The organism is Sphingomonas sp. ATCC 31555 (assembly GCF_000282895.1).
Lineage (GTDB): Bacteria > Pseudomonadota > Alphaproteobacteria > Sphingomonadales > Sphingomonadaceae > Sphingomonas.
Genome location: NZ_ALBQ01000019.1, coordinates 1 through 26,226 on the forward strand (window position 1 = coordinate 1; position 26,226 = coordinate 26,226).

Below are 26,226 nucleotides of genomic sequence, written 5' to 3' on the forward strand. Positions count from 1 at the left end.
GCCGCCGGTACAGCTGGCGTCGCGGGAGCAGCCGGCGCGGCGGGTGCGACCGGCGGCACCGGCGGGACCGGCACATCCTGCGCCGCCATCGCCGCGTCCACCGTGTCGCGGATGCGCTCGGCGGCCTGGGTGCCCGAAGCGGTGAGCGCCAGCGCGGCTAGGGAAACGGTGGTGATCCCGGCCAGCCCCGCGCCGATGCGGGTGGGGGAAAGCTTCCGGTGGATCGAGAGCATGCGTAATCTCCCTTTGACGTCGTTTATGGTGTGGAGGTGACAAGCCGCCGAGACCGCGCCCCCATGCGCGGACTTGACGATCGCACGGCCATAGGCATGGCGCAGTGCCTGGGCGCGGCCGGCGAGCACCAGTGCATCGCAGGCCATTTCCTGGTCGGCACGAAAGGCGCGGAACGCCCGCCATGCGACCGGATTGAACCAATGGGCGGCCAGCACGATCAGCGCGGCCCAGTTGGCTATCAGATCGCCGCGCAGATGGTGGCCAAGCTCGTGCGCAAGCGCGAGATCGCGTTCGACCTCGTCATAGCGCTCGGAAAAGTCGCGCGGAAACGCGACGTACTTGCGGAAGATGCCGAAGGCGAGCGGCCCATGCGCGGCATCGGTCTCGATCACGCGCACTCGCCCCTGCGCGACGGTACGGTCCACCCGTGCCCGCGACAGCAGGTGTCGGCAGAAGCGGCGATGCGCGATCAGGTGATAGGTGACGAACAGCAACGCGCCGATCGCCCACAGTCCCAGGAGCAGCAGGACGATGCTCGGCCCGCCCGGTGCCTGGGTCGGCGCGACCAACGCGGCCGGCACATGCTGGCCCGCCGCGCTCAGGTCGATCTCCAGCACCGCGCCCTGATCGATCGTCGACGGCAGCACGGCGGGATTCATGACCCCCATCACCACGCCCGGGCCTTCCTCTGCCGAGCGGGTCAGCGGCGCGAGCCACTGGCTGAGTTGCCATTGCCCCGGCAATGGCGGCAGCAGCATCCGTACCGCGGGCAGCACCCACAGGGCATACGCGATTTGGAGGCCGAATGCCTTGCGCACCGGCGCCCGCAGGACCAGCACGAGCAGCATCAGCAGCGTGCTCGCCAGCAGCGTTTCGATCCACCAGCCGATCATTGCTTCAGCTCCTTCAACAGGGCCTCGATTTCGGCGATGTCTTGATCGGTGATGCCGTCGCGCTCGGCGAGATGGGCCACCAGCGGCGTCAACCGGCCGCCGAACAGCCGGTCGATCAGTTTGCGCGACTCCCCTACCACATAATCGCCCCGCGCGACGAGCGGGCGGTAGCGATAGCGCCGCCCGTCCTCCTCGTGCCCGATCACGTTCTTTGCGAGCAGTCGCCCGAGCAGCGTCTTGACCGTGTTGGCGCTCCAGCCGCGATCGGCGGGCACCCGCTCGGTCACTTCCTGTGCGGTAAGCGGCGATTCCTCCCACAGAACCTCCATCACCGCATGTTCGGCTTCACTGATTCGCTCGGTCATGACACCCTCACTGACTACACCTGTAATCGCTCCGATTACGTCTGTAGTCAATGCGCTGAATATGGGATGAACCGGATATCGGACCGGCAAACCGTCGGGGAAATCTACAGTCTCGTGGCGCAGTTGACGGCGCTTCACCATCAGCCCTGCGGAACGCCGTGCATTGTGGAAACTGGCACGCAACCTGCAAAATGGAGGGCACCCGGAGCATTCCCCAAAAATGCTCCAGCGCCCCCCAAAGACGCTTCCGGGCGGGTCGATGGTTTACCGGCATGGCCATCGACCCGCCCGCACCGGGACCGGGTAGCCCCTCCGCCCACACTGGCCATCCTCATCAATGCCCGACGGCGCTCCCCGCATCCCATCGTCATCCCCGCGAAGGCGGGGATCCATTGTCGGAGGCTCGCGGCTCTTTCGGCATCGTCCCGGCAAATGGATTCCCGCCTTCGCGGGAATGACGACCATGTTGTGGAGAGCCTCCCCAAACGAAAAGGGCCCCCGCCGCCGGCGAGAGCCCTTCCCTATTCTCGTACGAAGGTCGCGCCTCAGGCCGAAGCCGCGACGCCCTTATCGGCCATCAGCTGGGTCAGCTCGCCGCTTTCGTACATTTCCATCATGATGTCCGAACCGCCGACGAACTCGCCCTTCACATAGAGCTGGGGAATGGTCGGCCAGTCGGAAAAGGTCTTGATGCCCTGGCGGATGCCCTGGTCCTGCAGCACGTCGACGCTCTCGAACTCGACGCCGAGATGGTTGAGGATTGCGATCGCGCGGCTGGAGAAACCGCACTGCGGGAACAGCGGGCTGCCCTTCATGAACAGCAGCACGTCGTTGTTGTCGACCAGCTGCTGGATGCGGGCCTGGGTATCGTCCGTCATTGCTTACTCCTCGGCTGGCGCTTCGGTGGTCAGTTGGAGCGCGTGCAGCACGCCGCCCATCCGCCCGCCCAGCGCAGCATATACTGCCTGATGCTGCCGCACGCGCGGCATGCCCCGGAACATGGGGGCGACGACGCGCGCTGCATAGTGGTCGCCATCGCCGGCCAGATCGGTGATCTCGATTCTGGCATCGGGGATGCCGGCGCGGATCAGCGCCTCGATCTCGGCAGCGGCCATCGGCATGTTACTTGGATTCCATCAGCTGGCGACGCGCCTCGACGGTCTGCTCCTCGATCGCGCGGCGCACGGTGGCCTCGTCGATCTCGGCACCGGCAGCCAGCATGTCGCCCACCAGCTTGCGGATCACGTCCTCGTCGCCGGCTTCCTCGAAATCGGCCTGCACGACGGCCTTGGCATAGGCGTCGGTCTCTTCGGCGGTCAGGCCCATCTTGGCGGCGGCCCACTGGCCGAGCAGCTTGTTGCGGCGCGCGGTGATGCGGAACGCCATATCCTCGTCGCGAACATACTTCGCCTCGAACGCGCGTTCGCGATCGTCGAAAGTGCTCATTACATGCCCCTTACCTAAACTCGTGTCCGAGATAGGGGGACGGGGCGGCGCTGGCAACGGGGGAGGTTCCGGATGGCGGGCGGCGGCGCCCCCTCAACCCGCCGGCTTGCTCAACATCTTCTCGTAGCACTCAATCGCACGCTGCAGCGCCAGCTTCTTTCGCTTCAATGCTACCCGGCGATAATATGCAATTCCACCCAGCATAACCCCGAAGAAAATGAAGCGAGCCGCGCCGTCGCCATCATGAAAATTATTGTAATAAAATCCACCAGCCACCAAAGCCATCAGCACCGCAAGCCAGGTAGCCCAAGTCTTAAAGCTCTCCACTGCCCAGCTCACATGCGGTTCCGGTCGCCCACTGCGAGGATCGGTAACATGGTCATGAAACCCAATCATACTCGCCCATTCCACTGGCTCGTCGTGGAAACAAATATCACGCATGCAATTAGCCACTTACAAGGCCTTCCGCTACGTCACGGCCACCCGCACCACAACCTTCCCGATCACCGCCCGCGCCGCCATCTTGGCGATCGCCGTTCCACCCTCCGCGAAAGGAAACACCTCCGTCACCCGCGGCGCGATCTTGCCTTCGCTCCACAGCCGGAACAGCGTCTCGACATGCGCGCGGTTGGCTTCCGGATCGCGCGCAGCGAAGGCGCCCCAGAACACGCCGCACACGTCGCAGCTCTTGAGCAAGGTCAGGTTGAGCGGCAGCTTGGGGATGCCTGCCGGGAACCCCACCACCAGATAGCGCCCCTCCCAGCCGATCGCGCGCAGCGCCGGCTCCGCATAGTCGCCGCCTACGGGGTCGTAGATCACGTCCGCGCCCTTGGGGCCGACCGCCGCCTTGAACGCCTCGGCCAGCGCCTTCGACGCTTCCTTGTCGAGCGGCCCGCGCGGATAGACCAGGGTCGCATCCGCCCCCGCCGCCCGCGCGGCCTCGGCCTTTTCCTCGGAGGAGACCGCCGCCACCACCGTCGCGCCGAACGCCTTGCCCAGCTCGATCGCCGCGAGCCCGACGCCGCCCGCCGCGCCCAGCACCAGCAGCGTCTGGCCCGCCGTCAGCCTGCCCCGATCGAGCAGCGCATGGATCGTCGTCGCATAGGTGAGCAGCAGCGCCGCGCCTTCCTCGAAGCTGCGGCCCTCCGGCAGGCGATAGAGCTGCGCCGGGCTCAGCACCAGCTTCTCGGCCAGACCGCCATGGCCCGGCACCGCGATCACCCGGTCGCCCGGCGCCCAGTCGGTGACGCCCTCGCCCACCGCTTCCACCACGCCGGCGATCTCGCCGCCCGGCGCGAACGGCCGGGGCGGCTTGAACTGGTACTTGTCCTCGATGATCAGCACGTCGGGATAGTTGATCGCGCAGGCCTGCACCGCGACCAGAACCTGGCCCTTGCCCGCAACGGGATCGGGCAGCTCTTCAAGGCTTAGAGTATCAGGTCCGCCCGACGCCTTCGACAGCAACGCCTTCATGTCCGCCTCCTACAGCGATCCACGGGCGTTCGTGCGCAACCGCGGATTCGAATTTCGAAATCGCGGTATCTTGTGCCAGCGTCATGCCGATCTCGTCCAGCCCCTGCATCAGGCAGTCGCGGCGGAACGGGTCGAGTTCGAAGGCGAAGCGGTCCTGGAAGTCGGTCGTGACGGTCATCGTCTCCAGGTCGACGGTGATCTCGTTGGCGGTGGCCACCTGCACCAGCCGGTCGATCGCCTCCTGCGGCAGCACCACGGTGACGATGCCGTTCTTGAAGGCGTTGCCCGAGAAGATGTCCGAGAAGCTCGGCGCGATCACCGCCTTGATGCCCATATCGGCCAGCGCCCAGGCGGCATGTTCGCGGCTGGAGCCGCAGCCGAAATTCTCGCCCGCCACCAGGATCGGCGCACCCGCATAGCGCGGATCGTCGAACAGATTGCCCGGCTCCGCGCGCACGCTTTCGAACGCGCCCTTGCCCAGCCCCTCGCGCGTCGTGGTCTTCAGCCAGTGCGCGGGGATGATGATATCCGTATCGATGTTCTTGGCGCCCCAGGGATAGGCGCGGCCCGAAACCTGCTGGATTGGCTCCATCAGCGGCGCTCCGCCGACACAGTGTTCAGATGCATGGACACAGCTTTCCTAACGAATGGCCGCCGGCCATCCCAATTGACCAGCAATCGGCCGGCCGCTCAGCGCGGCGCGACGACCACCCGCTCAAGCGCCGGCACGGTCTTGATCGGTGTCTCCGGCCGCGGATACGCACCCGCATAGGCAGCGGCGACTCCGCTAAGCACCGTTCCGGCAATCAATGCGACGAGCGCCTTCTGCACGGCGTATCTCCCCTTATCAGTTACGCGTTGTTCGCCATTAACTCGCGAACGTCCGTCAGGTGCCCGGTCACCGCCGCCGCTGCCGCCATGGCGGGCGAAACGAGGTGGGTTCGAGCTCCCGGCCCCTGCCGCCCTACGAAATTGCGGTTGGAAGTGGAAGCACAGCGTTCGCCCGGCGGTACCTTGTCCGGATTCATCGCCAGGCACATCGAACAGCCCGGCTCGCGCCACTGGAAGCCCGCCTCCAGGAAGATGCGGTCGAGCCCCTCTTCCTCGGCCTGCCGCTTCACCAGCCCAGAGCCCGGCACGATCAGCGCCTGGCGAATGCGATCGGCGACCTTGCGGCCCTGCACCACTGCCGCGGCTGCGCGCAGATCCTCGATGCGGCTGTTGGTGCACGATCCGATGAAGATGTGCTCCACCGGAATGTCCTGCATCGCCGTGCCCGGCGTAAGACCCATATAGTCGAGCGAGCGCTGCGCCGCTGCGCGCTTGGACGGATCCTCGAAGCTCTGCGGATCGGGTACGAGCCCGGTGATCGGCACCACGTCCTCGGGGCTCGTCCCCCAGGTGAGCGACGGCGAGATATCCGCCGCGTCCAGCGTCACGACAGCGTCATAGCGCGCGCCCTTGTCGGTCGGCAGCGTCTTCCAATAGGCGACGGCGCGGTCCCATGCCTCGCCGGTCGGGGCCATCGGGCGGCCCTTCAGATAGTCGAAGGTCTTCTGGTCCGGCGCGATCAGCCCCGAACGCGCGCCACCCTCGATTGACATGTTGGAGATGGTGAGCCGCCCCTCGATCGAAAGGTCGCGGATCACCCCGCCGGTGAACTCGATGACATAGCCGGTGCCGCCGGCCGCGCCGATCTTGCCGATGATCGCCAGCACCACGTCCTTGGCGCTGACTCCGTAGCCGAGCGTGCCGTCGACGCGGACTTCCATGGTCTTGGATTGCTTGAGCAGCAGCGTCTGCGTGGCGAGCACATGCTCGACCTCGCTGGTGCCGATGCCGAAGGCCAGCGCGCCCAGCGCACCATGCGCCGAGGTGTGGCTGTCGCCGCACACCAGCGTCGTGCCTGGCAGCGTAAAGCCCTGCTCGGGACCGACGACATGGACGATCCCCTGCCGCGCATCGAGCGCGTCGATATAGGGCACCCCGAACTCGGCGACATTGCCGCGCAGCGCCGAGAGCTGGCCCGCGCTGGCCGGATCGGCGATCGGCAGCGGAGCTCCGGCGGCATCAACGCGCGGGGTGGTCGGCAGGTTGTGGTCTGGCACCGCGAGGGTAAGGTCGGGGCGGCGCACCTTGCGATCGGCCGCGCGAAGGCCGGCAAAGGCCTGCGGGCTGGTGACTTCGTGGACGAGGTGCCGATCGATATAGATCAGGCAGGTGCCATCGTCCCGGCGCTCGACGACATGGTCGGCCCAGATCTTCTCGTACAGGGTGCGCGGTTCACTCGACATGCGCGCGCTTTAATCGAATCGTGCGCGGATGCAAGCTTTGGGGACATTTTCTGCCGCACCCTATCCTCCCCCGCCAAGGGGAGGTGGGCCGCACAGCGGCTCGGAGGGGGAGGAACCACGCCGGCCGCAGACTGGCGGCTTCCGCCCAGTTGCGGACCTTCGCGCAACTGCTCATCCTCGCTGCTATACAACGTCAGGAGGAGAAGAAGGGGATGGCCGCACTTCGGCAGGTTATCGGCGGGGCGGGTTTGATCTGTGGCGCAATATTTGCTGCATCTTATTGGAAACTCATTCACATCAGCCCAGCGCTAGAAAACGGTTTTATGGTCTGCTTCTGTGCGACGCTCTTTGCCCTGAACGTTGTTGAGCTGTGGGTTGATAGAAAAGCGCGCACTCGAAAGCGTAACGGACGGCAGCTAGCCACCCACTTCCAGCCGATCACTCCGGCAGCATCTCACGTAGATAGCGCTGCACCGCCTCCACCTCGTCCGGGCGGAGTGCGTGGAGGTTTTCCTTCACGATCGTGCCCATGAAGCCGACATCGCGGCCGCCGGCCCCAACGCCGTCGTGCAGCAGCCGACGGAACTCGGCCGGTGCATAGGAGGCGGCCATTGGCGCGAGCGGCGGCACCGGCTTGCCGTCGTGCGCGCGCGGCTCGGTGAGCGCATGGCATTCGGAGCATAGCACCTGCGTCAGGTACCGGCCCGGATCGGCCGGCCGCTTCGCCACGCCGTGCGGGTCCGCCACCAGGCTCGGGCGGGTCTTCCCGGTCAGGATCTTCCAGCGGCCGACAGGGCCGAACCAGGTGCTAGCCTGCACGTCGTCCGGCGCGGGCTTGAGGCTGCGGATCCAGGCGATGATCCGGCCGACATCGTCATCGGCAAGGTACGTCATCGACCAGGCGGGCATGATGAACAGCGTCCGCCCCTCCTTCGTCACGCCCTGGCGGATCAGCCGGGCGAGTTCGGCGTCGGAATAGCGCGCGGCGCTGCGGGCGATCGGCGGCGGGGCGACCTGGCCCTCGCGCCAGTCGACCGGCGTCCACACCGCGCCCCTGCCGTCGCCATGGCAGCTCTTGCAGCCGGTGAGCGTCGCCAGCCGCGATCCCTCTGCCAGCGCCGCGGCATCGTGCGGCACCGCGATCGGGGTGAGCGGCACGGCATGGCTGCGGCGGAGCACCCATTCGGAGGCGCCGACCAGCCCGCCCACGCCCAGCACGACGAGCGTTGCCACGCCCAACCCCAACCGCGCCCCTATATGCATCTTCATCCACCCACAGACGATCGGGCACAGCTATGCCAGAGCACCGCGGGCGCCGCCAAGCGCGTGGCGGCGGGCCATTGCGTTCATAGCCGGTCCTTTGATGGGCAGCGGAGGTGGCACCCCCACCTCCGCTGCCAATCCTCAGAACTTGAACCGCACGCCGGCCCGGTACACCCGGCCGATCTGGTCGTAGAGTGCCGGATTGTTGAAGATGGTCGAGCGCGCCGGATCGCGATCGAACAGATTGTCGACCTTGCCGTACAGCGTCACGCCCTTCACCACGTCGAACGTCGCGCCGATGTCGAGATAGAAGGCGCCGGGGATATAGTTGTTGTCGATCGTCGGCCGCGTCGCGGTGGAGGCGGGGCAACCGCTCTGGCATACGACATATTGGTTGCCGATCGTGCCCGCGCTGAACCAGCGCTCCTGCACCAGCAGCGAGAAGCGGCCGGAATCATAGGTCTGCACCGCCAGCCACTTCCAGTTCGGCGTCGCGCCCAGATTGTTGCCGGCATTCTCGACGGGCACCGTGCCCGGCAGGCCGGTATCGGTGATGTTGTTGATCACATGCGTCGCCAATGCGCGCACGGTCAGGTTGCCGGGCAGCCCCAGCGGCCGCTGCCAGCGATAACTCGCCTCGATGTCGAACCCTTCGGTGCGGATCGACGCCAGGTTGAAGGCCTGGACGTTGATGAAGTTCGGCCCGGCGGTATTGCTCAGGTTGAACGCGCCGCACGTCTCCGGCAGCACTTGCAGGAAGCACAGGTTGACGATGTCGGTCGCCGCCAGGCTCGAGATCACTTCGTTGATCTTGATCTTGTACCAGTCGAACGACAGGCTCAGCCCCGGCGCCCATCGCGGATTGGCAAGGGTGATGCCGGCGGTGGTGTTGCGCGCGATTTCGGGGCGAAGCGCGGTGTTCCCGATCGCGTTCTGGATCACCAGCACGTTCGTGTTGTTGAACGGATCGAAGAAGTTCGGCAGCGTCGTTGTCACCGGCGCGGCGAACAGTTCGGAAAGGTTGGGCGCACGCACGTCGCGCGAGGTGACGCCGCGGATGCGGAAACCGTCGATCGGCAGGTCCCAGGTGCCGCCGATCTTCCACGCCCAAACGGTGCCCGACGTGCTGTAGTCGGTCACCCGCACCGCGCCGTTCAGATTGGCGCGGCCCAGCGCTTCGGAGCGCAGGAAGGGCAGGTTCGCCTCGAAAAATGCTTCCTTGACGCTATAGGCGCCCTGGCCGTTCTTGTAGTTGCCGGCATACCAGTTGTTGCCGGTGGCCAGCAGCACCGGATCGGCCGGATAGTCGCCGCCTGGCGCGGTCGCGTCGAAGCCGGCGCCATAGGGGTCGGCGCGAACCTTGTAATATTCGTGGCGATATTCGCCGCCGAACGCGATGGACAGCGGCCCGGCCCACAGATCGACCGGCGAGCCCGAGATGTTGATGCTCGCCACGTCCTGGGTCTGGCGGGTGCGCTGATACGGCCCGGCCTCGGGCATGATATAGGCGAGCGCCGCCGCCGATGGGTTGCCGCCGATGATGTTGAGCGGCTGACAGCCATTGGCCCGCGCCGTGGCATCGCGGCAGACGATCGCGCCGTTCAGTGTGGTCGCGTCGATCGCCTGATTGAAGCGGCGGGAGAGCAGGATATTGTTGACGTCGATGTCGGTGTAGTTGGTGCCGTGCTCGCCATAGATGTCGTAGGTCCAGGGCGTGCCGGCGACCTCGATCTTGCCCTTGCCGCCCAGCACGAAGCGATATTGCCGGCGATTGGTATAGACGCGCGTGTTGCCCAGCGCCGCGTTGCTGGTGCCGAACTGGAAGCTGGTGATGCCCGCTGCGGCACAGGCATTCTGCACCAGTGCGGGGACAAACGGGTTGGCGCATTGCAGTGTCAGCCCGGGCCGGTTCTGCCCGTTCACCGGCTGGTTGTTGGTCTTCACCTGGCCGATGTTGAAGGTGAAATAGAGCTCGTTGTCCGGTGCGACGTCGAAGCCGACCCGGCCATAGCTGTTGACCCGCTGGATCGCCGATTTGAGCGAGCGGCCGGCATCGACATTGCCCGAAAGGTCGCCGCCCAGGCAGAAGCCGGGATAGCAGCCGCTGATCGTGCCCGCCGCGTTGCGCGCCGGCACGCCGTTCGATCCGTACTGGAACTGGAAGGGCTGCCCGCTCTGGTCGAAGGCAATGCCCTGCAGCGGGCCGGCCGTGATCAGGCCATATTTGGTGAAGGTGGTCGACTGGGCGTAATCGCGCACCAGAAACTGCGGCATGCCGTCGTTGCGAACGCCGCGGTCGATCAAGGTGCGCTGGGTGAACCAGTCGCGGCCATTGGCCAGCCCGATGCCGAACTCGCCGCCGCCGATGCCCTCTTCCTTGCTATACTCGGCGCTGCCGACCAGGTGCAGCCGGTCGCCCAGCGCGCTGGTGCCCGCCGCCAGCTGGATCAGTCCCGTGGCGTCGTCGCCATAGGTGGTCACGCCGCCCTGGACGTTGCCGCGAATGCCCTTGAAGCGAGTGTCGGTGATGAAGTTCACCACGCCGCCCACCGCGTCCGAGCCGTAGGACGCCGATGCGCCGCCATTGACGATGTCCACGCGCTGGATCAGCAGCTGCGGGAACAGGCTCACATCGGGCACGCCGGTAACGTTCGCGCCCACCACCCGCTGGCTGTCGAGCAGCGTCAGCGTGCGGATCGTACCCAGGCCGCGCAGCGAAAAGGAGCTCAGCCCCTGCTGCCCGCTGGACGTGCTGAAGGTGTTGACTTGCGTGCCGCTCGAACCCTGCAGAGACGGCAGCTGGGCGATCGTGGTGAACACGTTGGGCTGGGCATTCGCGGCAATCTGCTCGTCGCCCAGCACCGTGGTGGGCGTCGGCGCGGTGAAGCCGCTTACCGCGATGCGCGATCCGGTGACGACGATTTCGGTCGCTTGCGCATCGGAAACGTTGGTCCGTGCCTGCGCTGGCGCTTCATCCGCCGCCTGGGGGAGCGGCGCGGGCGCGGGTGCCGTCTGCGCCAGCGCCGGCAGCGGCGCGAAGCTCAGCCCCGCGGCAATGATCCGGGTGGAAGTCGAGCGCAGCCAGGCGCGGCGGCGATCCCGTTTATTGTCGAACATCCTCTACCTCCCTTTGTCGGGTTCCGATGGGTCGCGGACCTGGAAGGGATAGCGGCAGCGGACGGCAATGACGGCGGCGGTGCGCAAGCTCCGGCGCCAAGGCGCAGTCGTTCGTCTCGCGGTGCAGCAATGCACCACGCCTGCCGATCAGATCCTCCCCAGCCTACCCTATTACTTCGTCTTTATAGTCGCGCACTCACACCGCCCGGCGCGAGTTGATCGCCCCAGCGACAAACCTCGACCGCACGATGTTTACGTTAACATCGCCACGCTATTGTTGACTGCCTTCCGAGTCAATAGTCCGTGTAGATCAAGTTGGCCGTTCCAAGAGCTTCAGCGCGCCAGGCGTCGATATGCACGAACTTGGCGCGCGTTCAGCGCGCGGGCTCCTTGGGCGAGACATAGGCGGGATCGTGCGCGAACGGCAGCGGCGCGCCGTCGCGCAGCGCCGCCAGTACCGCCGCGAAGTCGGTCTCGCAGCGAAAGCCCAGCACGCGCTCGGCGCGCTCCGCATCATAGACCCGGCCGATGCTCGTCGGCAGCGTCCAGTTCCGCGCGGCATAAAGCGCCGCCGCATCCGGAAACGCCCGCGCGATCACCCCCGCCGCATCGCGCTTCAGTTCGGCGCAATCCCCTCGCGCGAACGGCGTCGGGGCGGAGATCACGAACACGCCGTGCCCCACCGCCGGCGCCCGCTCCAGCGCCACCAGATGGGCCCGCGCCGCATCCTCCACGGTCAGCCGGCGATGCAGGAACTCGTTTGCCTTCAGATTCTCGCCCGAAGGCGTGCGATGCGTATCGTCGTCCTCCGGGAAGAAGCGGCTGGTGCGCAGCACGATCGTCGCCAACCCCTGCTCCAGCCATGCGATCCGGCACAGCCCTTCGGCGGCGAGCTTGGTCACGCCATAGATGTTCCGGGGCTCGATCGGGCCGCTCGTCTCGTCCAGCCACACCGCCGCGTCGCCCGCCTCGTCGCGGATCGCCTGGGAAATCATCAGCGAGGTGGTCGAGGTGAAGACGAACCGGTCATGCCCCGCCGCGACGGCGCATTCTATCAGGTTCAGCGTGCCGGTGACGTTCACCTCTACGAAGGTCTGCGCCGAATACCGCGCGATGTCCGGCTTGTGCAGCCCGCCGGCATGGATCACCGCCTCGATACCGCGTTCGGCGAACACCCGCTCCAGCAGCGCCCGATCGGCGACCGAACCGAGTACGTCGGTATCCACGCCCGGAGCGACATCCAGCCCGGTCACGGCATGGCCCGACTCGCGCAGCACCGGCGCCAGGAAGCGCCCCAGCCAGCCTGACGATCCGGTGAGCAGCACCCGCATCACGGCCGCTCCGCATAGCGACGCGCCAGCACCGCGCAGACGAACAGCTGGAGCTGGTGGAAGATCATCAGCGGCAGCACGATAAGGCTCACCGCGCCGCCGGGGAAAAGGATCGTCGCCATCGGGATGCCGCTCGCCATGCTCTTCTTCGATCCGCAGAAGACGATGGCGATCTCGTCCTCCTTGGCGAAGCCCAGCCTGCGGCTGCCGACCATCGTCGCCGTGATGGCGATGGCCAGGATCACGGCGTTGAACGCCAGCACCAGCACGAGGTCCGCCGGCGATACCTGCGTCCACACCCCCGCGACCATGCCTTCACTGAACGCGGCATAGACGACGAGCAGGATCGATCCGCGGTCGCCCGCCATCGTCAGCACCCGGTGCCTGAGGATGAAGCCGCCGATCAGCGGCCGCGCCGCCTGCCCCGCCGCGAAGGGCAGCAGGATCTGCATCGCGATCGACTCGATCGACGAAAGCGAAAAGCCCGCCCCGCTCCCGCTCGGCAGCAGCAGCGCTACCAGCAACGGCGTGATCAGCACCCCGATCAGGTTGGACAGCGAGGCACTGCACAGCGCCGCCGGCACGTTGCCGCGGGCGATCGAGGTGAACGCGATCGACGATTGCACCGTCGACGGCAGCAGGCACAGGAACAGCAACCCGGTGGCGATCCCGCCCGGCAGCAGCGGACCGGCCAGCGCGAAGGCCCCCAGGCCGATCAGCGGGAACAGCAGGAAGGTGCTGAACAGCACGCTAAGCTGCAGCCGCCAGTTGGCCAGCCCCGCCCAGATCGCCGACGGCGCCAGCCGCGCGCCATAGAGAAAGAACAGCAGCGCCACCGCGATCGTCACCGCCTGGTCGGCCACGGTCGCCCAGCCGCCCTGCGCCGGCACCAGCGCAGCAATGCCGACCGTGGCGATCAGCAGCAGCAGATAGGGATCGATCCAGCGCCGAAGGGCAGCCATGCGGAACCTCGCAACAGGAAAAACCGCCCCGCCCATGGTCGCCGCCGCGCGGTCGCGCAAGCGCTCAGGCGGCGTCGGGCACTTGCGCCGCGTGCAGGTCTCCGCCGCGCGCCGCCCGATCGCTGCGCCGCCGCACCAACCGGTTCAGGAACAGCAGCTCCGAAAGGAGGACCGTTCGGTCGCCCGCTCCACAGGATCCCTCGGCCTTTCTTGACTTTGCGCGGGCCGGGCGCATGTGGAAGGGATGGCGCAGGATTCTCCCCTCGATCGCTTCCGGGACGTGCTCGCGGGGACCGCGCGTGCGCTCTCCGGCACTGCCGAACTCGAATTCGGTTTCACCGCCGATGCTCCGTTCCAGAGCGGCAAGACGGTGAAGGTGCCGATGCCCTCGCGCACGCTGCCGCCGGAGCAGGTGGCGGAAGCCCGCGGCTTCGCCGACGGCTTTGCGCTGCGGATGCGCCTGCACGACGGTGCGCTGCACGCGCGCACCGCCCCGCACGAACCCGTCGCCCGCGCCGTGTACGACGCAATCGAGACCGCTCGGGTCGAAGCGCTGGGGTCGCGCGGCTATGCCGGCATTGCCGATAATCTGGAACAGGCGCTCGCCATGCGCCTGCGCTCCGATCCGATCGGCCGCGCCCGCACGCGCGACGAAGTGCCGCTGTCCACCGCGGTCGGTCTGATGGTGCGCGAACGGCTCACCGAGCGGGAGTCGCCGTCGAGCGCGGCGCTCGGCCTGGCGCTGGTGCGCGAGTGGATCGAGGAGCGGGCCGGTGCCGATCTCGATGCGTTGTCGCTCGCGATCGACGATCAGCGCGCCTTTGCCGACCTTGCTTCCAAGCTGCTTCAGGATCTCGAGCTGACCGAAGGCGAGATGGTCCCCGACGAAGCCGATGAAGGCGGTGGCGAGGAGGAAGGCCAGGAAGAGCAGCAGGAACAGGGCGACGAGGAAGGCGAATCCCAGCAGCAGCAGGGTGAGGGCCAGACCGAGGCGCGCGGCGAACAGCGCGAAAGCGATCAGGGCGAGGAAGGCGACCAGCAGCAACAGTCCGATGCGATGGACGATGGCGACGGCGAGCCGGGGGACGATGGCGACGAAGGCATGATGCCGGTCCGCCCGAACCGTCCGTGGAGCGATCTGCCGCCCAGCTTCGAATATCGCGCCTTCACCACCCAGTTCGACGAAGTGGTGGCCGCCACCGATCTGTGCGACACCGACGAGCTGGAACGCCTGCGCTCCTATCTCGATCAGCAGCTCGTCCACCTTCAGGGCGCCGTCACCAAGCTCGCGAACCGGCTCCAGCGCCGGCTGATGGCGCAGCAGAACCGCAGCTGGGATTTCGATCAGGACGAAGGCCTTCTCGACGCCGCCCGGCTGGCGCGCGTGGTGGTCAATCCGATGCAGTCGCTCAGCTACAAGGTCGAGCGCGATACCGAGTTCAAGGACACGGTGGTGACGCTGCTGATCGACAATAGCGGCTCGATGCGCGGCCGCCCGATTTCGATCGCCGCGATCAGCGCCGACATCCTTGCCCGCACGCTGGAGCGCGTCGGCGTGAAGACCGAGATCCTCGGTTTCACCACGCGTGCCTGGAAGGGCGGGCAATCGCGCGAGCGCTGGCTGGCCGAAGGGCGCGTCGCCCAGCCCGGCCGCCTCAACGATCTGCGCCACATCGTCTACAAGCAGGCCGACGAGCCCTGGCGGCGCGCCAAGAAGTCGCTCGGCCTGATGATGCGCGAAGGGCTGCTCAAGGAAAATATCGACGGCGAGGCGCTGCTCTGGGCACATAGCCGGATGATCGCGCGGCCCGAGGATCGCAAGATCCTGATGGTGATCTCCGACGGCGCGCCGGTCGACGACTCCACGCTTTCGGTAAATTCGGGCTCGTATCTGGAACGCCATCTGCGCCAGGTGATCGGCTGGATCGAGGCGCGCTCGCCGGTGGAGCTGGTCGCGATCGGCATCGGCCATGACGTGACCCGCTATTACAGCCGCGCCGTGACGATCATGGACGCGGAGCAGCTCGCCGGCACCATGGTCGAACAGCTCGCCGCGCTGTTCGACAGCGAATAATTTATGGCGGGGCCGGAGATCGTGCCTCCGCCCGGGGGCTTTCACGGGCCGGTGAAGCGGTCGATCACCATCGCCGGCCACCCCACTTCGATCAGCCTCGAGCCGATCTTCTGGGCGGCGCTGGAGGCCGCAGCGGGCAAAGCCTCTCTACCGCTCAGCGCGCTGGTCGCGGCGATCGATCATGCCCGCATCGGCGCCGAGGATCCGCCCAACCTCGCCAGCGCTATCCGTACCTGGCTCATGGCGCAGCGCAGCTGAACCAATCCTCAGCCGCGATGCCGCGCTTCGGAAAGGTCCAGCTCACGGGCGATGCGGCGCGCCACCGCGCTGCCGATCTGGCGATCGCGCGCTAGGTCCAACAGGCGCTGCCGTTCGGCCTTGATTCCCACCAGTTGCAGCTCGGTCGACAACGCGGCCTGTGCGCGGGTCGTATCCGATCGATCGCCGGCGAGCCCTTCGATCCGCGCGCGATACCCGTCCATCACGCGCGCGCCGGCGGCAATGTACAGGTCGGGGTCGGCATGGTTTTCGGCCAGCCGGTGCTGGTGGCGCTCGATCGCGCGGATCGCCGCCTCGGCGGTGGCGATGCGGGCGCGATCCTCCTCGGCCTGCTGCGAAGGTTCGGGCGGCATCGCCAGTCCCTTCAGCAGGACCGGCAACGCCAGGGTCGCCAGCACCAGCGAAACGATGATCACCCCGGCAGCCAGGAAGATCGCCAGGTCCCGCGCCGGAAACGCGGTGCCGTCGGCCATCGTCATGGGCAGCGTCAGCACGCCCGCCAGGGTGATCGCGCCTTTTACCCCGGCGAACGACATCGTCGCCACCAGCCGCCAATCCGGGCTGCGGATCCCGGCCTCGGGCCCCTTGCGCAGGATGGTCAGCCGCAGCGACACCCACACCCACAGGAAGCGCAGCATCGCCAGTCCAGCGACGATCGCCGCGACATACAGCGCGAGCCACCACGGCGATTGATGCCCGGTCAGCGCCACCGTCTGCCGGGCCTCGCCCAGGATCGCCGGCAGCTGCTCGCCCAGCAGCACGAAGATGATGCCGTTCAGCGCAAACTGGATCGTGTCCCAAACCGAATGGCGCCGCATCCGGGTGATCGCCATGGCTTGGCGCGAAATCTCCGCAAAGGTCATCGTCACGCCCGCGGCGACGGCGGCGAGGATGCCGGAGGCGTGCAGATGTTCGGCCAGCAGATAGGATCCGAACGGGATCAGCAGGCTCACCAGGATCTGCGATCCGGTGTCCTCCCCCCAACGCCGCGTCACCCAGGCCTTGGCCCGCGATACCGCCAGCGTTACCAGCACGCCGATCACCAGTCCCGCCCCCGCCACCCACAGGAAGCTGAGCGCCGCACTGCCGATCGAAAAGCTGCCCGTCAGCGCCGCCGCGACGGCAAACCGCAGGCACACCAGGCCCGAGGCGTCGTTGAGCAACGACTCGCCTTCCAGAATGTGCATCATCCGTTTCGGGATCGGCACGCGCGCGGCGATCGCCGTCACCGCGATCGGATCGGTCGGCGACACCACCGCCGCCAGCGCGAACGCCACTGCCAGCGGCATCGCGGGGATCATCCAGTGGATGAACAGTCCCATGCCCAGCACGGTCAGCAGCACCAGCCCCAGCGCCAGCTCGACTACGACCGGAAGATCCTTGAACAACTCGTCCTTCGGGATGCGCCATCCGTCCAGGAACAGCAGCGGCGGCAGGAACAGCAGCAGGAACAGTTCGGGGTCCAGTTCCACCCCGCGCGAAGTGGAAACGCCGATAACCGCCCCCAGCGCGATCTGCACCAGCGGCGTCGGCATCGATACCGGCAGCATTCGCGACACCGCGCCGCTGACAACGACCGCCAGCAACAGGAACAGGGCGATCGATACGGCTTCCAACAATGCGTCTCCCGGTTGCGCTCCTTCCCTATCGCGACGCAGCCGGGCAATCGCAACCCGCGCCGGCGCGGCGCGGGCGTGGTTCGTCAGCGAAGGTCAGCGGCCGATCGCGAACTGCGCATAAACGCGCGCCTGCGTCTCCAGCGGGCGGGGCGAGACCGGGATGGCGACCGGGGCCGGCGGCGCCGGTGGGGCCGGAGGAAGACCCGCTCGCGCAAAGGCGCCGGTGACGAGCAACTCGTTGCGCCCGTTCTGGTCGCTCAGCGAAAGCAGCGGGCCCAGTCGCACGCCGGCGCTTGCCGCCATCGCCTCCGCCTGGCTTCGGGCATTGACAATCGCGGCCGCTGTCGCCCGGCGCTGCGCTTCCGCCGGGTTGCTGAGCACAAAGCCGCTCACCCGCGCGTCGCGCGCGCCCAATCGCGCTGCCAGCCCGGCGGCGGTACCCGCCTTCTCCACTGCCGGGGTCTGCCCGGTGCCCTGCAGCGTGGCAAGGAAGCCGAGCAGCGCGCAATCGCCGTCGCTCAACCGCGACCGATTATTGTAGTTGCCGGGCCCGTCGCATTTGGGCGAGCGCACTTCCATCACGCTCACTTCGCCCGAACTCAGCTGGGTGTCCGGTCCCAGCAGTCCCAGCAGTCCGTCGACGATCGTTTTCTGCTTGCTGGCCAGATTGGCACTAGCCTCGTCCGCTGTCTTGCCTTCACCGGTCACCCAATAGACCAGCGTGGCCCGGTCGGGCTTGGTGGAGACGGTCGCCACGCCCACCACTTGGATCGACGGCGGTGGCAGCGGCGGCTGCTGCTGCGCCCAGGCAGGCAGGGCAACCGCACAAATCCCAAGTGCAGCGATCAGGCGCATCGTTTCTCTCCCCTTTTTCCGGAACATACGCGCCTTTCGGATGCAGGTAAACGCATGCGGCCGCGCCGCTTTCCGGCACCGCACGCCGATCCAAATGCCACGCAGACTGTGCTATTGCGACAAGATCGCATTAGCATTGACACTGCAAGCGGCTCGCAATAAGGCGCCGGCAGCAAAACGAAAATCCAAGGGGATTGTGAGTGACTGATCGTTCCGCGCCGCTTTCGCGCGTTTCCACCTTCGCGGCGCTCGCCTGTGTCGGCTTCATCGTCTCGGCGCCCAGCCATGCGGAAGACAAACGCGCCGCCGATGTGGCCGATCACGGCCCCGCCGCCAGCGCGGATCCCGACGGCAAGTCGGATGAGACGCAGGATCGCGACACGATCATCGTCAAGGGCCAGCCCTATTCGCCGCATCAGGAATCGCCCAAGGCCACCCGGCCGGTGCGCGACACCCCGCAGACGATCACCATCCTCACCAACGAAGTGATCGAGCAGCAGAACCTGCTCACCCTGCGCGACATGTTGTCGACCGTGCCGGGCATCACCTTCGGCGCCGGCGAAGGCGGCGGCGGCTATGGCGATTCGATCAACCTGCGCGGCTATTCGGCCAACAGCGACATCACGATCGACGGCATCCGCGACAGCGCGCAGTACACCCGCACCGATCCGTTCAACCTCGAACAGCTCGAAGTCGTCAACGGCCCCAACTCCGTCCAGAACGGCGTCGGCTCGGTCGGCGGCTCGATCAACCTCGTCACCAAGAAGCCGCAGGCGAACACCCGCGTCCAGGCATCGGCCGGAATCGGCACCGACAACTACTATCGCGGCACCGTCGATGCGAACCTGCGCGTCAACGAGCTGATCGCCTTCCGCCTCAACGCGATGAAGCACGAGAACGACGTGCCGGCGCGCGATGTCGAGCAAATGAAGCGCTGGGGCGTCGCGCCCTCGGTGACGATCGGCATCGAAAGCCCCACCCGTCTCACGCTGCAATATGTTCACCAGGAAGACGACAACACGCCGCAATATGGCGTGCCCTATTATCAGGTCGCCGGCGGCGGCCTGCCCGGCGTCAGCCGCTCCAGCTATTTCGGCTTCCGCAACGTCGATACGCAGCAGACCAACGTCGATCAGGCGACCGCCACCTTCCAGCATGATTTCAACGATCGGGTGACGCTGCGCAACATCACCCGCTGGCAGGATGTGACGCAATATGCGGTGGTCAATCCGCCGCAGGGCACCTGGTGCCTGGCGAACGGCCGCACGCCCACGGGCGGCGCGTGCACGGCCACCGTCGGTACCGCAACGCTGACGGTTCCGGCCGGCTACTACCTGCCTTCCGGCCCGCGCGGGAATACCCGCGATACCCGTAACCAGCTCGCCTATGATCAGGTCGATCTGATGGCGCGGTTCAACACCGGCTTCATCGAACATTCGGTCACGCTCGGCGCGGCGGCGATGTGGGAGAAGTTCGAGCTCTCCACCGGCAACGTGCTGCGCGCCGCGAACGGCACCAATCCGTTCAGCTACTATCCGCTGATGAGCATCGAAAATCCGGGCGCCGTGGTCACCGGCCCGGCGGCCACTTCCGGCGTGGCGCGCGTCTATGGCAGCAACGTCTATACCGGCCCGATCAACTTTATCGAAAGCGCACGGCAGACCGGCGAGCTGACCAACTATGCCGTCTATCTGTTCGACACGATGAAGCTCGGCGAGCATATCGAGATCAACGGCGGCGTGCGCTGGGAATCGAACGACGGCAGCTACCGTGCCGACACCGTGTCCACCACCACCGCGACGTTGGGCCAGGTCACCACCGGGCGAACCTTCTTCAACAAGGACAAGCTGTTCTCCTACCGCGCTGGGCTGGTCTACAAGCCGATCACGGCCGTCAGCCTCTATGTCGCCTTCGGCAATTCGAAGACGCCGTCGAAAACCTCGGTCAACGGCTCGTGCACGGTGGAAACCTGCAACGTCGAACCGGAAACCGCACGCAACTATGAAGTCGGCGGCAAGGCCGAAGTCTTTGGCGGCCGCCTGCTGCTCACCGCCGCGCTGTTCCGCAACGAACGGACCAACTTCCGCGTCGCCACCGGCGATCCGCTGGTGCCGGAGCAGCAGCTGGACGGCAAGTCGCGGGTCAACGGCGTCGCGCTGGGTGCGGTCGGCCAGATCACCAAGGCCTGGTCGATCACCGCCAACTACACCTATCTCGACGGCAAGGTGCTCCGCAGCATCGCCCGCAACAGCCCGGCCGGGACGATCGATCCCGCGCGCAATGCCGTGCTCCAGAACACGCCGAGCCATTCGGGCAGCCTGTTCACCACCTATCGCCTGCCGTTCGGCCTGACGCTGGGCTATGGCGCTACCTATCAGGGCAAGGCGGCGTTCAACCTGCCGACCGCGGCCGCCCCGCAGGTGATCTACAGCCCCGATTTCTGGGTGCACAACGCGTTCCTCTCCTACGAGGTCACCCGCAATCTCTCCGCGCAGGTGAACGTGAAGAACGTGGCGGACTCGCTCTACTACACCCGCATCCGCAACAATGGCTGGGCAACGCCCGGCGACGGCCGCTCTGCGCTGCTGACGCTCAACTACCGCTTCTGATCGCACTGGCGGTTTTCGCGCGGCCCCTTCCGGCACGCCCGCCGGGAGGGGCCGCGCCGTTACGGCGATTGCGCCTCGCCTTTGATCTGGCGCATGTTCGGCGGACCGCGCGGCCGCCAGAAGCCGAGTGTACCCCGCGCAGGAGGCCCGTGCATGTTGATCCCGATCCCCGATCTGCTCTCGTCGGCAGAGCTTGCCCGCATCCGCACGCTGGTGGACGCGGCCGACTGGGTGGATGGCAACATCACCTCGGGCCCGCAGGCGGCACTCGCCAAGCGCAACGAACAGCTTCCCGAAGAAAGCCCGGCCGCGCGCGAAGCCGGCCGGATGATCCTCGATGCACTGGGCCGATCGCCGCTGTTCGTCGCCGCCGCGCTGCCGCTCAAGGTCTTTCCGCCGCTGTTCAACCGCTATGCCGGCGGCCAGAATTTCGGCACCCATGTCGATAACGCGATCCGCATCCAGCGCGGCAGCGAATTCCGCATCCGCTCCGATCTGTCGATGACGGTCTTCCTCGAGCCGCCCGAAGCCTATGACGGTGGCGAACTGCTGATCGAAGGGCTGTTCGGCGCGCAATCGGTGAAGCTGCCCGCCGGCCACGCCATTCTTTATCCCTCCTCCAGCCTGCACCGGGTCACGCCGGTCACCCGCGGCTGCCGCACCGCCAGCTTCTTCTGGCTGCAGTCGATGGTGCGCGACGATGCCGCCCGCCGCACCCTGTTCGATCTCGATCAGGCCATTCAGCGGCTTACCGCCGAAGTCGGCCAGGGCCATGCCCAGATCGTCGCGCTCACCGGCGTGTACCACAATCTGCTGCGCCGCTGGGCCGACGCCTGAACCGATGACAATAGGATAGACGATCGTGTCGGGGACGAGAGACGTCTCCTGGTGCGGCTCCGATCAGCCGAGCATCGCCTGCAGCGCCGGCGACAGTTGCTCCGCGAAACCACCGGCCTCGCGCGTCACCAGATGCGCGGCCAGCCCCTCCCGCTCGGCGACCGACATGCCCGCGGGGCCGAGCACGGTCAGCGCCGTCGCCCAAGCGTCGGCCAGCATCGCCTCGCGGTGGAGCACCGATACCGACACGACCTGGTTCGCCACCGGGCAGCCGGTGCGCGGATCGATGCTATGCGCATAGCGGCGGCCGCCATGGTCGAAGAAGCGGCGATAATCGCCGGACGTGGCTACCGACAGGCCGTGCAACGCGATCCGCAGCGGAGCCAGCCGCGCGCCCGGCACCGCCTCCAGCTCCACCCACCAGGGCTGGCCGTCGGGCTTGATGCCTTCGCCGCGCAGTTCGCCGCCGATCTCGATCAGAAAGTCCTCGATCCCCTGCGACACCAGCCGTTCGGCAATCGCATCGACGGCATAGCCCTTGGCGATGCCGGAAAGGTCGATCTGTGCGGCTTCGCGGCGGCGGATGCGCCGCTCCTCGCGGTCATATTCCAGGTGGCGCACGCCGGACATGCTCCGCGCCTCCCCCAGCGCATAGGCGCTGGGCAGGTCCTGGCGCGGCCCGGCCGGTCCGAAACCCCAAAGGTCCACCAGCACACCTGTGGCCGGATCGAACGCGCCGTCGCTCCGTTCGCAAACCGCGAAGGCGGCATCCAGCACCCGCATCGCCTCGGGCGACAGCGGTTGCCACTGGCCCAGCCGCATGCGGTTGAACCTGCCGACCCGCGAGCTTGGCTCATAATGGCTGAATTCGCCGATCATCCGTGCCAGCACCGCTTCCACGCAGTCCCGCACATCCTCGGGCGGATCGACGACCACCAGCCGCCAGCTGGTGCCCATCGTCGTCCCGCCCAGCGTGGCGACAGGCGCGGTAGACCGGCGGCGCTGGAACGCCGCCGGAGACAGGTTGGCCGGCAGAGCGATACGTGGTTCGGCGATCAGGGTGCCAGTACCTCCAGCGTCGTCGTGTAGCTTACTCGGCGGCCGGAAGGAACGCCCATGCCGGGCCCCGGCTGCGGGCCGCCTGCGCCGGGCTGCGGTGCCGCACCGCCGGGCTGCGGGCCACCGGCGCCGGGTTCGCGGCGTTCCTGCGGCGCGTTGGGGGTCACGTTCAGCCAGTACATGCCCGGCTCCGGCCAGGTGATCTTCACCTGGCCCTGCGAATCGGTGCGCAGATCCATCTGCTTCAGGCTGTCGCGATAGCGGATGCCGCCGGGGATGGCGGTGATGTACAGGCCGGCGGCCGGCTTGCCGTCGAGCAGGAACTGGAAGGTCGCGGCCTCGCCCGCCACCAGATCATTGGGGTGCGTCACCGGCACCAGCTCGATGCCCCGGCCGGTGGGCTTGAAGATCGTCTTGGTGGGTGCGCCCTGCGTCACGAAGATCTCGTTGCGCATCAGCGTCTCGCTGGTCTGCACATTGGTGGCGCCGGCCGGGATGGCGGTGGCCAGCTGCGCCTTGGTGGTGCCGCGCGGCAGCATCTTGGTTTCGCCGTTCAGCGTGTAGCGGCCGAACACCCCTTCGTTCACCACCGCGATCCGATACGTCCCCTGCTGCGTCAGGTGCACGTCGAAGGTGGCGCGGAACTGGCCCACCGCGTGATGCTCCACCTTGCCCTCGCTGCCGTCGGGCTGGGTGATGGTGGGGATCGCCGCCATCGGCCGGTGATCGAAGAAGAACAGGTCGTTCGACACCGCGGCATCCACGGTCACCCAATTGTCGGTGCCGGAAATCACGGTCGAAGACGGCAACAGCCACATGCGGTGCGCCCATGCCGCGGGGGCGGCGAGCGCGACGATGGCGGCCATGGCGAGGATCGGCTTGCGGAATTGCATGGGATTGGCCTCCGGTTAGCGCTTGAGTGCGATGGATACGGTGCCGAGTTCGGCGTTGCCTTTGGCGGTGGCGGTGGCGCCGCTGCCGTTCCAGCGGAACGGCAGGCGGACCAGTTCGCGCCCGCCAACCTCGCGCGCCGCTTCGACGACGAGCACATAATTGCCGGGGGTGATCGCCGGCATGCCGCCCTTGCCCGCCACCAGCCGCAGCTTGTGGACGCCCGGCGCGCGGGTGGCACCGCTTATGCCATCCGCCGGGAAGTTCATCGTCCGCCCCGATGCCCGCCACCATTGCCGCACGTCGCGCAGCCATTTGGTGCCTTCGCCGCCGCGCTTGTCGACATCGTACCACACCGAAAGCGTGTGTGGCGCGGCGCCTTCCTTCTCCAGCCACACCGCTACATAGGGGCGGTGATACTCGGCCACGGTCATGCGTGGCAGCTCGATCGAGAGATCCAGCGTCTGCGCCGCGGCGGAACCCGGCAGCAACGCGCCGGCCCCCAATGCAGCGGTGGTCCATCCGGTCAGGCGAAAATACATGCGGTCCCCCTCAGTGTATCAGAAGCAGCGCGATCAGCGCAGGAATGGCGAGGCCGGCCGTCACCAGCGGCCAGGTGCTGCGGCGGTGCTTGCTGTGCATCCACAGCAGCACCAGCCCGGTGAGCGTGAACACCAGGCAGGCAAAGGCGAAGATGTCGATGAACCACTTCCACGCGGTCCCGGCGTTGCGGCCCTTGTGCAGGTCGTTGAGGTAGGCGATCCAGCCGCGCGTGGTGACTTCGCTGGTCACCTTGCCGGTATCGCGCGCAATCGCCACCCAGGCGTCGCCTCCCGGTCGCGGCAGCGCCAGGTAGATCTCATCGGCGGACCATTCCGCCACGCCAGCGGCAGGCAGCTGCAGCTCCTGCTCGATCCACGTCGCGACAGGGGCGGGCAGCGGCTTCTTGGCATCGGGCTGGTCGTCGGGGGCAAGGCTGCGGGCAAGCGCAGGCGGCAGCTGCACCGCACGATCGCGGGTCGCCGGCGCGCCTTCGATATCGGCGGCGTGGTTCAGCGTGAAGCCGGTGATCGCGAACAGCAGCAGCCCGATCAGGCTGATCGCGGAGCTCATCCAGTGCCAGGTATGGAGCTGCTTGAGCCAGAAGCTCTTGCGGCTGCGCTTGCGCGCAAGCGGCGGGGACGAAGCATGCATTGGAAGGGCGCGATCTCGGTTTGGGATTCGATGAATCCGCATAACGCGAACGATTCGCAACTGCAATCAGGAAAAGCGATCGTCGCGGGTGCCCTGGGCCGCCTCGCCCTATGCAAGCACGTGCACGTCCTATTGGTCGGCTGCCGCCTCGTTCTCCAGCGCGTTCAGCCGTGCCTCGATGCGCTGGATCGCTCGCTCTGCCTGCGCCTTCACGTCATGGGCGCGGCGATGCTCCTCGCCCGCGCGTCGCACGGCCACCACCGCCACGAACGCAGCGAGCGCCAGCGCCACCAGGGCACCGACGCTCAGCCAGCGATAGGATTTGGGTTGGGCGCCGCGCATGGCCACTCTTTGGCAGGCGGCAGGCGGCGGCGCCAGCCGGTTCAGTTCAGTCGGCCGAGACCGGCGATCGCCCGATCGACGATGGGCTTGTCGGCAGATGCGCCGTGATTCTCGGCGATGATCGCCGCAGCAGCGCTCGTCGCCGCGTCGGCGGCCTTGGCACGAATCGCCTGCACCGCCGCGCGCTCGGCAGCGCCGATCTTGTCTTCGGCCATCCGGGCGCGACGCGCGGTCAGCTCGGCCGCATCGGCCTCTGCTTTCGCCTTCATCGCCGCCGCTTCGGCTTCGGCGTTGGCGACGATCTGGCGCGCATCAGCTTCGCTCGAAGCCGTCCGGGCCTTGGCGTCGGCCAGCAGCGCCTCGGCTTCGGCGCGCAGCTTGGCAGCCTCATCGAGCTGCAGGCGAATGCCGTTGATCTGCTTGTCGAGCGCCTTGGAGACCATCGACGGCACCCGCGCCAGCAGGATGATCACCACCACCGTCAGCATCGACAGCGCGACCCAGCCGGCCGCGGTGATGCCAAGCACGGCGGGTTCGTGGTGCAACTCTGCAGTGCCCACTTCGGCGCTCAGGGAATGGGTTGCCTCAGCCATGGGTCAGCGCAGCCTTCACATTGCGTTCGATGGTGCCGCGGTCGACCTGCACGCCGGAAAGGCGCGCCACGATCGCTTCGACGGAATCGACCACGGCGGTTTCGATTTCCGCGAGTGCCTCGCCGGTGCGGACGTCGATCGCCTGCAGAGCGCTGGCGATGCGCGCCTCATCGGCGGCAGCGGCGGCCTTCACCGCCGCTTCGGTCGCGGCGGAAGCCTGCGCCTTGGCGCCGCCGGTCACCCGCAGCGCTTCGGCACGGGCGGCTTCCAGCCCCGCCTGATAGGCCTCGTCCGATGCGCGCGCGGCATCCCGCGCGGCTTCGGCTGCGGCGATGTCGCCGGCGATGCGGGCGGAGCGATCTTCCATCGTCCGCTCGATCTTCGGAACCATCGCCTTGCCGATCCCGAAGTAGATCAGGGCAAATACGATCGCGAGCCAGAACAGCTGCGAGGCGTAGATCTCCGGGATCTGATCTAACTGCGGCATCGGCCGAGG

The 26,226-nt window shown here is 67.2% G+C and carries 27 protein-coding genes; 4 read left to right on the forward strand and 23 right to left on the reverse strand.

The window, feature by feature from the left end; all coding sequences use genetic code 11:
* The 14 genes from B215_RS0110435 to B215_RS0110500 form a co-directional block, all read right to left on the reverse strand.
* The coding region (locus B215_RS0110435; protein WP_019369593.1) for a M56 family metallopeptidase at positions 1–1,127 on the reverse strand (1,127 nt) is incomplete at its 3' end.
* A complete protein-coding gene (locus B215_RS0110440) occupies positions 1,124–1,492 on the reverse strand; it encodes a BlaI/MecI/CopY family transcriptional regulator (protein WP_019369594.1) in 369 nt (122 codons plus the stop codon). The genes B215_RS0110440 and B215_RS0110435, both read right to left, overlap by 4 nt.
* Before the next feature lie 545 nt (positions 1,493–2,037).
* Positions 2,038–2,370, reverse strand: a complete 333-nt coding sequence (gene grxD, locus B215_RS0110445) for a Grx4 family monothiol glutaredoxin (RefSeq protein WP_019369595.1) — start codon at positions 2,368–2,370, stop codon at positions 2,038–2,040.
* Positions 2,371–2,373: 3 nt separating this feature from the next.
* Complete coding sequence (locus B215_RS0110450) at positions 2,374–2,613, reverse strand: BolA family protein (RefSeq protein ID WP_019369596.1); 240 nt, start codon at positions 2,611–2,613, stop codon at positions 2,374–2,376.
* Position 2,614: 1 nt separating this feature from the next.
* Complete coding sequence (locus B215_RS0110455) at positions 2,615–2,938, reverse strand: DUF1476 domain-containing protein (RefSeq protein ID WP_019369597.1); 324 nt, start codon at positions 2,936–2,938, stop codon at positions 2,615–2,617.
* Positions 2,939–3,031: 93 nt separating this feature from the next.
* Complete coding sequence (locus B215_RS21340) at positions 3,032–3,277, reverse strand: hypothetical protein (RefSeq protein ID WP_192813036.1); 246 nt, start codon at positions 3,275–3,277, stop codon at positions 3,032–3,034.
* A gap of 129 nt (positions 3,278–3,406) precedes the next feature.
* Entirely contained in the window at positions 3,407–4,411 is a 1,005-nt protein-coding gene (locus B215_RS0110465) for an NADPH:quinone oxidoreductase family protein (protein WP_019369599.1), read from the reverse strand.
* The gene (gene leuD, locus B215_RS0110470; RefSeq protein ID WP_019369600.1) at positions 4,374–5,003 is read right to left on the reverse strand and encodes a 3-isopropylmalate dehydratase small subunit; all 630 of its coding nucleotides are present in this window, start codon (positions 5,001–5,003) and stop codon (positions 4,374–4,376) included. The genes B215_RS0110465 and leuD overlap by 38 nt, the downstream gene beginning before the upstream one ends.
* A gap of 98 nt (positions 5,004–5,101) precedes the next feature.
* On the reverse strand, positions 5,102–5,242 hold the full coding sequence (locus B215_RS21345) for a hypothetical protein (protein WP_019369601.1): 141 nt from the start codon (positions 5,240–5,242) through the stop codon (positions 5,102–5,104).
* Positions 5,243–5,262: 20 nt separating this feature from the next.
* On the reverse strand, positions 5,263–6,705 hold the full coding sequence (gene leuC / locus B215_RS0110480) for a 3-isopropylmalate dehydratase large subunit (protein WP_019369602.1): 1,443 nt from the start codon (positions 6,703–6,705) through the stop codon (positions 5,263–5,265).
* A 438-nt stretch (positions 6,706–7,143) separates the two neighbouring features.
* Positions 7,144–7,938 (reverse strand): c-type cytochrome, encoded by a 795-nt coding sequence (locus B215_RS0110485; protein WP_236704433.1) that lies wholly within the window; start codon positions 7,936–7,938, stop codon positions 7,144–7,146.
* A 171-nt stretch (positions 7,939–8,109) separates the two neighbouring features.
* A complete protein-coding gene (locus B215_RS0110490; protein WP_019369604.1) occupies positions 8,110–11,085 on the reverse strand; it encodes a TonB-dependent receptor plug domain-containing protein in 2,976 nt (991 codons plus the stop codon).
* Between the two features lie 374 nt (positions 11,086–11,459).
* Positions 11,460–12,416 (reverse strand): NAD-dependent epimerase/dehydratase family protein, encoded by a 957-nt coding sequence (locus B215_RS0110495; RefSeq protein ID WP_019369605.1) that lies wholly within the window; start codon positions 12,414–12,416, stop codon positions 11,460–11,462.
* A complete protein-coding gene (locus tag B215_RS0110500; RefSeq protein WP_019369606.1) occupies positions 12,416–13,378 on the reverse strand; it encodes a bile acid:sodium symporter family protein in 963 nt (320 codons plus the stop codon). Before B215_RS0110500 ends, B215_RS0110495 begins: the two co-directional genes overlap by 1 nt.
* A gap of 244 nt (positions 13,379–13,622) precedes the next feature.
* Here B215_RS0110500 and cobT point away from each other — a divergent pair, with 244 nt between their 5' ends.
* Positions 13,623–15,452 (forward strand): cobaltochelatase subunit CobT, encoded by a 1,830-nt coding sequence (gene cobT / locus B215_RS0110505; protein WP_019369607.1) that lies wholly within the window; start codon positions 13,623–13,625, stop codon positions 15,450–15,452.
* A 3-nt stretch (positions 15,453–15,455) separates the two neighbouring features.
* Positions 15,456–15,710, forward strand: coding sequence for a ribbon-helix-helix domain-containing protein (locus B215_RS0110510; protein WP_026009157.1), 255 nt, complete (start codon positions 15,456–15,458; stop codon positions 15,708–15,710).
* An 8-nt stretch (positions 15,711–15,718) separates the two neighbouring features.
* On the opposite strand, the gene B215_RS0110515 is transcribed toward B215_RS0110510, so the two are convergent.
* Positions 15,719–17,347: a Na+/H+ antiporter gene (locus B215_RS0110515; RefSeq protein WP_019369609.1), complete on the reverse strand. Its 1,629-nt coding sequence runs from the start codon at positions 17,345–17,347 to the stop codon at positions 15,719–15,721.
* A 96-nt stretch (positions 17,348–17,443) separates the two neighbouring features.
* Positions 17,444–18,205 carry an SIMPL domain-containing protein gene (locus tag B215_RS20650; RefSeq protein WP_019369610.1) on the reverse strand — a complete coding sequence of 254 codons (762 nt, stop codon included), beginning with the start codon at positions 18,203–18,205 and terminating at the stop codon, positions 17,444–17,446.
* Positions 18,206–18,405: 200 nt separating this feature from the next.
* Between B215_RS20650 and B215_RS0110525 the strand changes: the two genes are divergently transcribed.
* Positions 18,406–20,814, forward strand: coding sequence for a TonB-dependent receptor (locus B215_RS0110525; RefSeq protein WP_019369611.1), 2,409 nt, complete (start codon positions 18,406–18,408; stop codon positions 20,812–20,814).
* A gap of 153 nt (positions 20,815–20,967) precedes the next feature.
* Positions 20,968–21,651: a Fe2+-dependent dioxygenase gene (locus B215_RS0110530; protein WP_026009158.1), complete on the forward strand. Its 684-nt coding sequence runs from the start codon at positions 20,968–20,970 to the stop codon at positions 21,649–21,651.
* Positions 21,652–21,714: 63 nt separating this feature from the next.
* On the opposite strand, the gene B215_RS0110535 is transcribed toward B215_RS0110530, so the two are convergent.
* From B215_RS0110535 to B215_RS0110565, 7 genes are all read right to left on the reverse strand, one after another.
* Positions 21,715–22,608 (reverse strand): FAD:protein FMN transferase, encoded by an 894-nt coding sequence (locus B215_RS0110535; RefSeq protein ID WP_019369613.1) that lies wholly within the window; start codon positions 22,606–22,608, stop codon positions 21,715–21,717.
* Between the two features lie 98 nt (positions 22,609–22,706).
* Positions 22,707–23,603: a DUF4198 domain-containing protein gene (locus B215_RS0110540; protein WP_019369614.1), complete on the reverse strand. Its 897-nt coding sequence runs from the start codon at positions 23,601–23,603 to the stop codon at positions 22,707–22,709.
* Between the two features lie 15 nt (positions 23,604–23,618).
* Positions 23,619–24,143, reverse strand: coding sequence for a DUF2271 domain-containing protein (locus B215_RS0110545; protein ID WP_019369615.1), 525 nt, complete (start codon positions 24,141–24,143; stop codon positions 23,619–23,621).
* A 10-nt stretch (positions 24,144–24,153) separates the two neighbouring features.
* Positions 24,154–24,795: a PepSY-associated TM helix domain-containing protein gene (locus B215_RS0110550; protein WP_019369616.1), complete on the reverse strand. Its 642-nt coding sequence runs from the start codon at positions 24,793–24,795 to the stop codon at positions 24,154–24,156.
* Between the two features lie 129 nt (positions 24,796–24,924).
* The gene (locus B215_RS0110555; protein ID WP_152997775.1) at positions 24,925–25,137 is read right to left on the reverse strand and encodes a hypothetical protein; all 213 of its coding nucleotides are present in this window, start codon (positions 25,135–25,137) and stop codon (positions 24,925–24,927) included.
* Between the two features lie 41 nt (positions 25,138–25,178).
* Positions 25,179–25,730, reverse strand: a complete 552-nt coding sequence (locus B215_RS0110560) for a F0F1 ATP synthase subunit B family protein (RefSeq protein ID WP_019369618.1) — start codon at positions 25,728–25,730, stop codon at positions 25,179–25,181.
* Complete coding sequence (locus B215_RS0110565) at positions 25,723–26,217, reverse strand: F0F1 ATP synthase subunit B family protein (RefSeq protein WP_019369619.1); 495 nt, start codon at positions 26,215–26,217, stop codon at positions 25,723–25,725. The genes B215_RS0110560 and B215_RS0110565 overlap by 8 nt, the downstream gene beginning before the upstream one ends.
* Positions 26,218–26,226: the final 9 nt, after the last annotated feature.

Bases quoted from the DNA above. Each gene is read 5' to 3' on its own strand.
- B215_RS0110440 (WP_019369594.1), bottom strand. From the start codon at position 1,492: ATGACCGAGCGAATCAGTGAAGCCGAACATGCGGTGATGGAGGTTCTG.
- grxD (WP_019369595.1), bottom strand. From the start codon at position 2,370: ATGACGGACGATACCCAGGCCCGCATCCAGCAGCTGGTCGACAACAAC.
- B215_RS0110450 (WP_019369596.1), bottom strand. From the start codon at position 2,613: ATGCCGATGGCCGCTGCCGAGATCGAGGCGCTGATCCGCGCCGGCATC.
- B215_RS0110455 (WP_019369597.1), bottom strand. From the start codon at position 2,938: ATGAGCACTTTCGACGATCGCGAACGCGCGTTCGAGGCGAAGTATGTT.
- B215_RS0110465 (WP_019369599.1), bottom strand. From the start codon at position 4,411: ATGAAGGCGTTGCTGTCGAAGGCGTCGGGCGGACCTGATACTCTAAGC.
- leuD (WP_019369600.1), bottom strand. From the start codon at position 5,003: ATGGAGCCAATCCAGCAGGTTTCGGGCCGCGCCTATCCCTGGGGCGCC.
- leuC (WP_019369602.1), bottom strand. From the start codon at position 6,705: ATGTCGAGTGAACCGCGCACCCTGTACGAGAAGATCTGGGCCGACCAT.
- B215_RS0110490 (WP_019369604.1), bottom strand. From the start codon at position 11,085: ATGTTCGACAATAAACGGGATCGCCGCCGCGCCTGGCTGCGCTCGACT.
- B215_RS0110495 (WP_019369605.1), bottom strand. From the start codon at position 12,416: ATGCGGGTGCTGCTCACCGGATCGTCAGGCTGGCTGGGGCGCTTCCTG.
- B215_RS0110500 (WP_019369606.1), bottom strand. From the start codon at position 13,378: ATGGCTGCCCTTCGGCGCTGGATCGATCCCTATCTGCTGCTGCTGATC.
- cobT (WP_019369607.1), top strand. From the start codon at position 13,623: ATGGCGCAGGATTCTCCCCTCGATCGCTTCCGGGACGTGCTCGCGGGG.
- B215_RS0110510 (WP_026009157.1), top strand. From the start codon at position 15,456: ATGGCGGGGCCGGAGATCGTGCCTCCGCCCGGGGGCTTTCACGGGCCG.
- B215_RS20650 (WP_019369610.1), bottom strand. From the start codon at position 18,205: ATGCGCCTGATCGCTGCACTTGGGATTTGTGCGGTTGCCCTGCCTGCC.
- B215_RS0110530 (WP_026009158.1), top strand. From the start codon at position 20,968: ATGTTGATCCCGATCCCCGATCTGCTCTCGTCGGCAGAGCTTGCCCGC.
- B215_RS0110535 (WP_019369613.1), bottom strand. From the start codon at position 22,608: ATGGGCACCAGCTGGCGGCTGGTGGTCGTCGATCCGCCCGAGGATGTG.
- B215_RS0110540 (WP_019369614.1), bottom strand. From the start codon at position 23,603: ATGCAATTCCGCAAGCCGATCCTCGCCATGGCCGCCATCGTCGCGCTC.
- B215_RS0110545 (WP_019369615.1), bottom strand. From the start codon at position 24,143: ATGTATTTTCGCCTGACCGGATGGACCACCGCTGCATTGGGGGCCGGC.
- B215_RS0110550 (WP_019369616.1), bottom strand. From the start codon at position 24,795: ATGCATGCTTCGTCCCCGCCGCTTGCGCGCAAGCGCAGCCGCAAGAGC.
- B215_RS0110555 (WP_152997775.1), bottom strand. From the start codon at position 25,137: ATGCGCGGCGCCCAACCCAAATCCTATCGCTGGCTGAGCGTCGGTGCC.
- B215_RS0110560 (WP_019369618.1), bottom strand. From the start codon at position 25,730: ATGGCTGAGGCAACCCATTCCCTGAGCGCCGAAGTGGGCACTGCAGAG.
- B215_RS0110565 (WP_019369619.1), bottom strand. From the start codon at position 26,217: ATGCCGCAGTTAGATCAGATCCCGGAGATCTACGCCTCGCAGCTGTTC.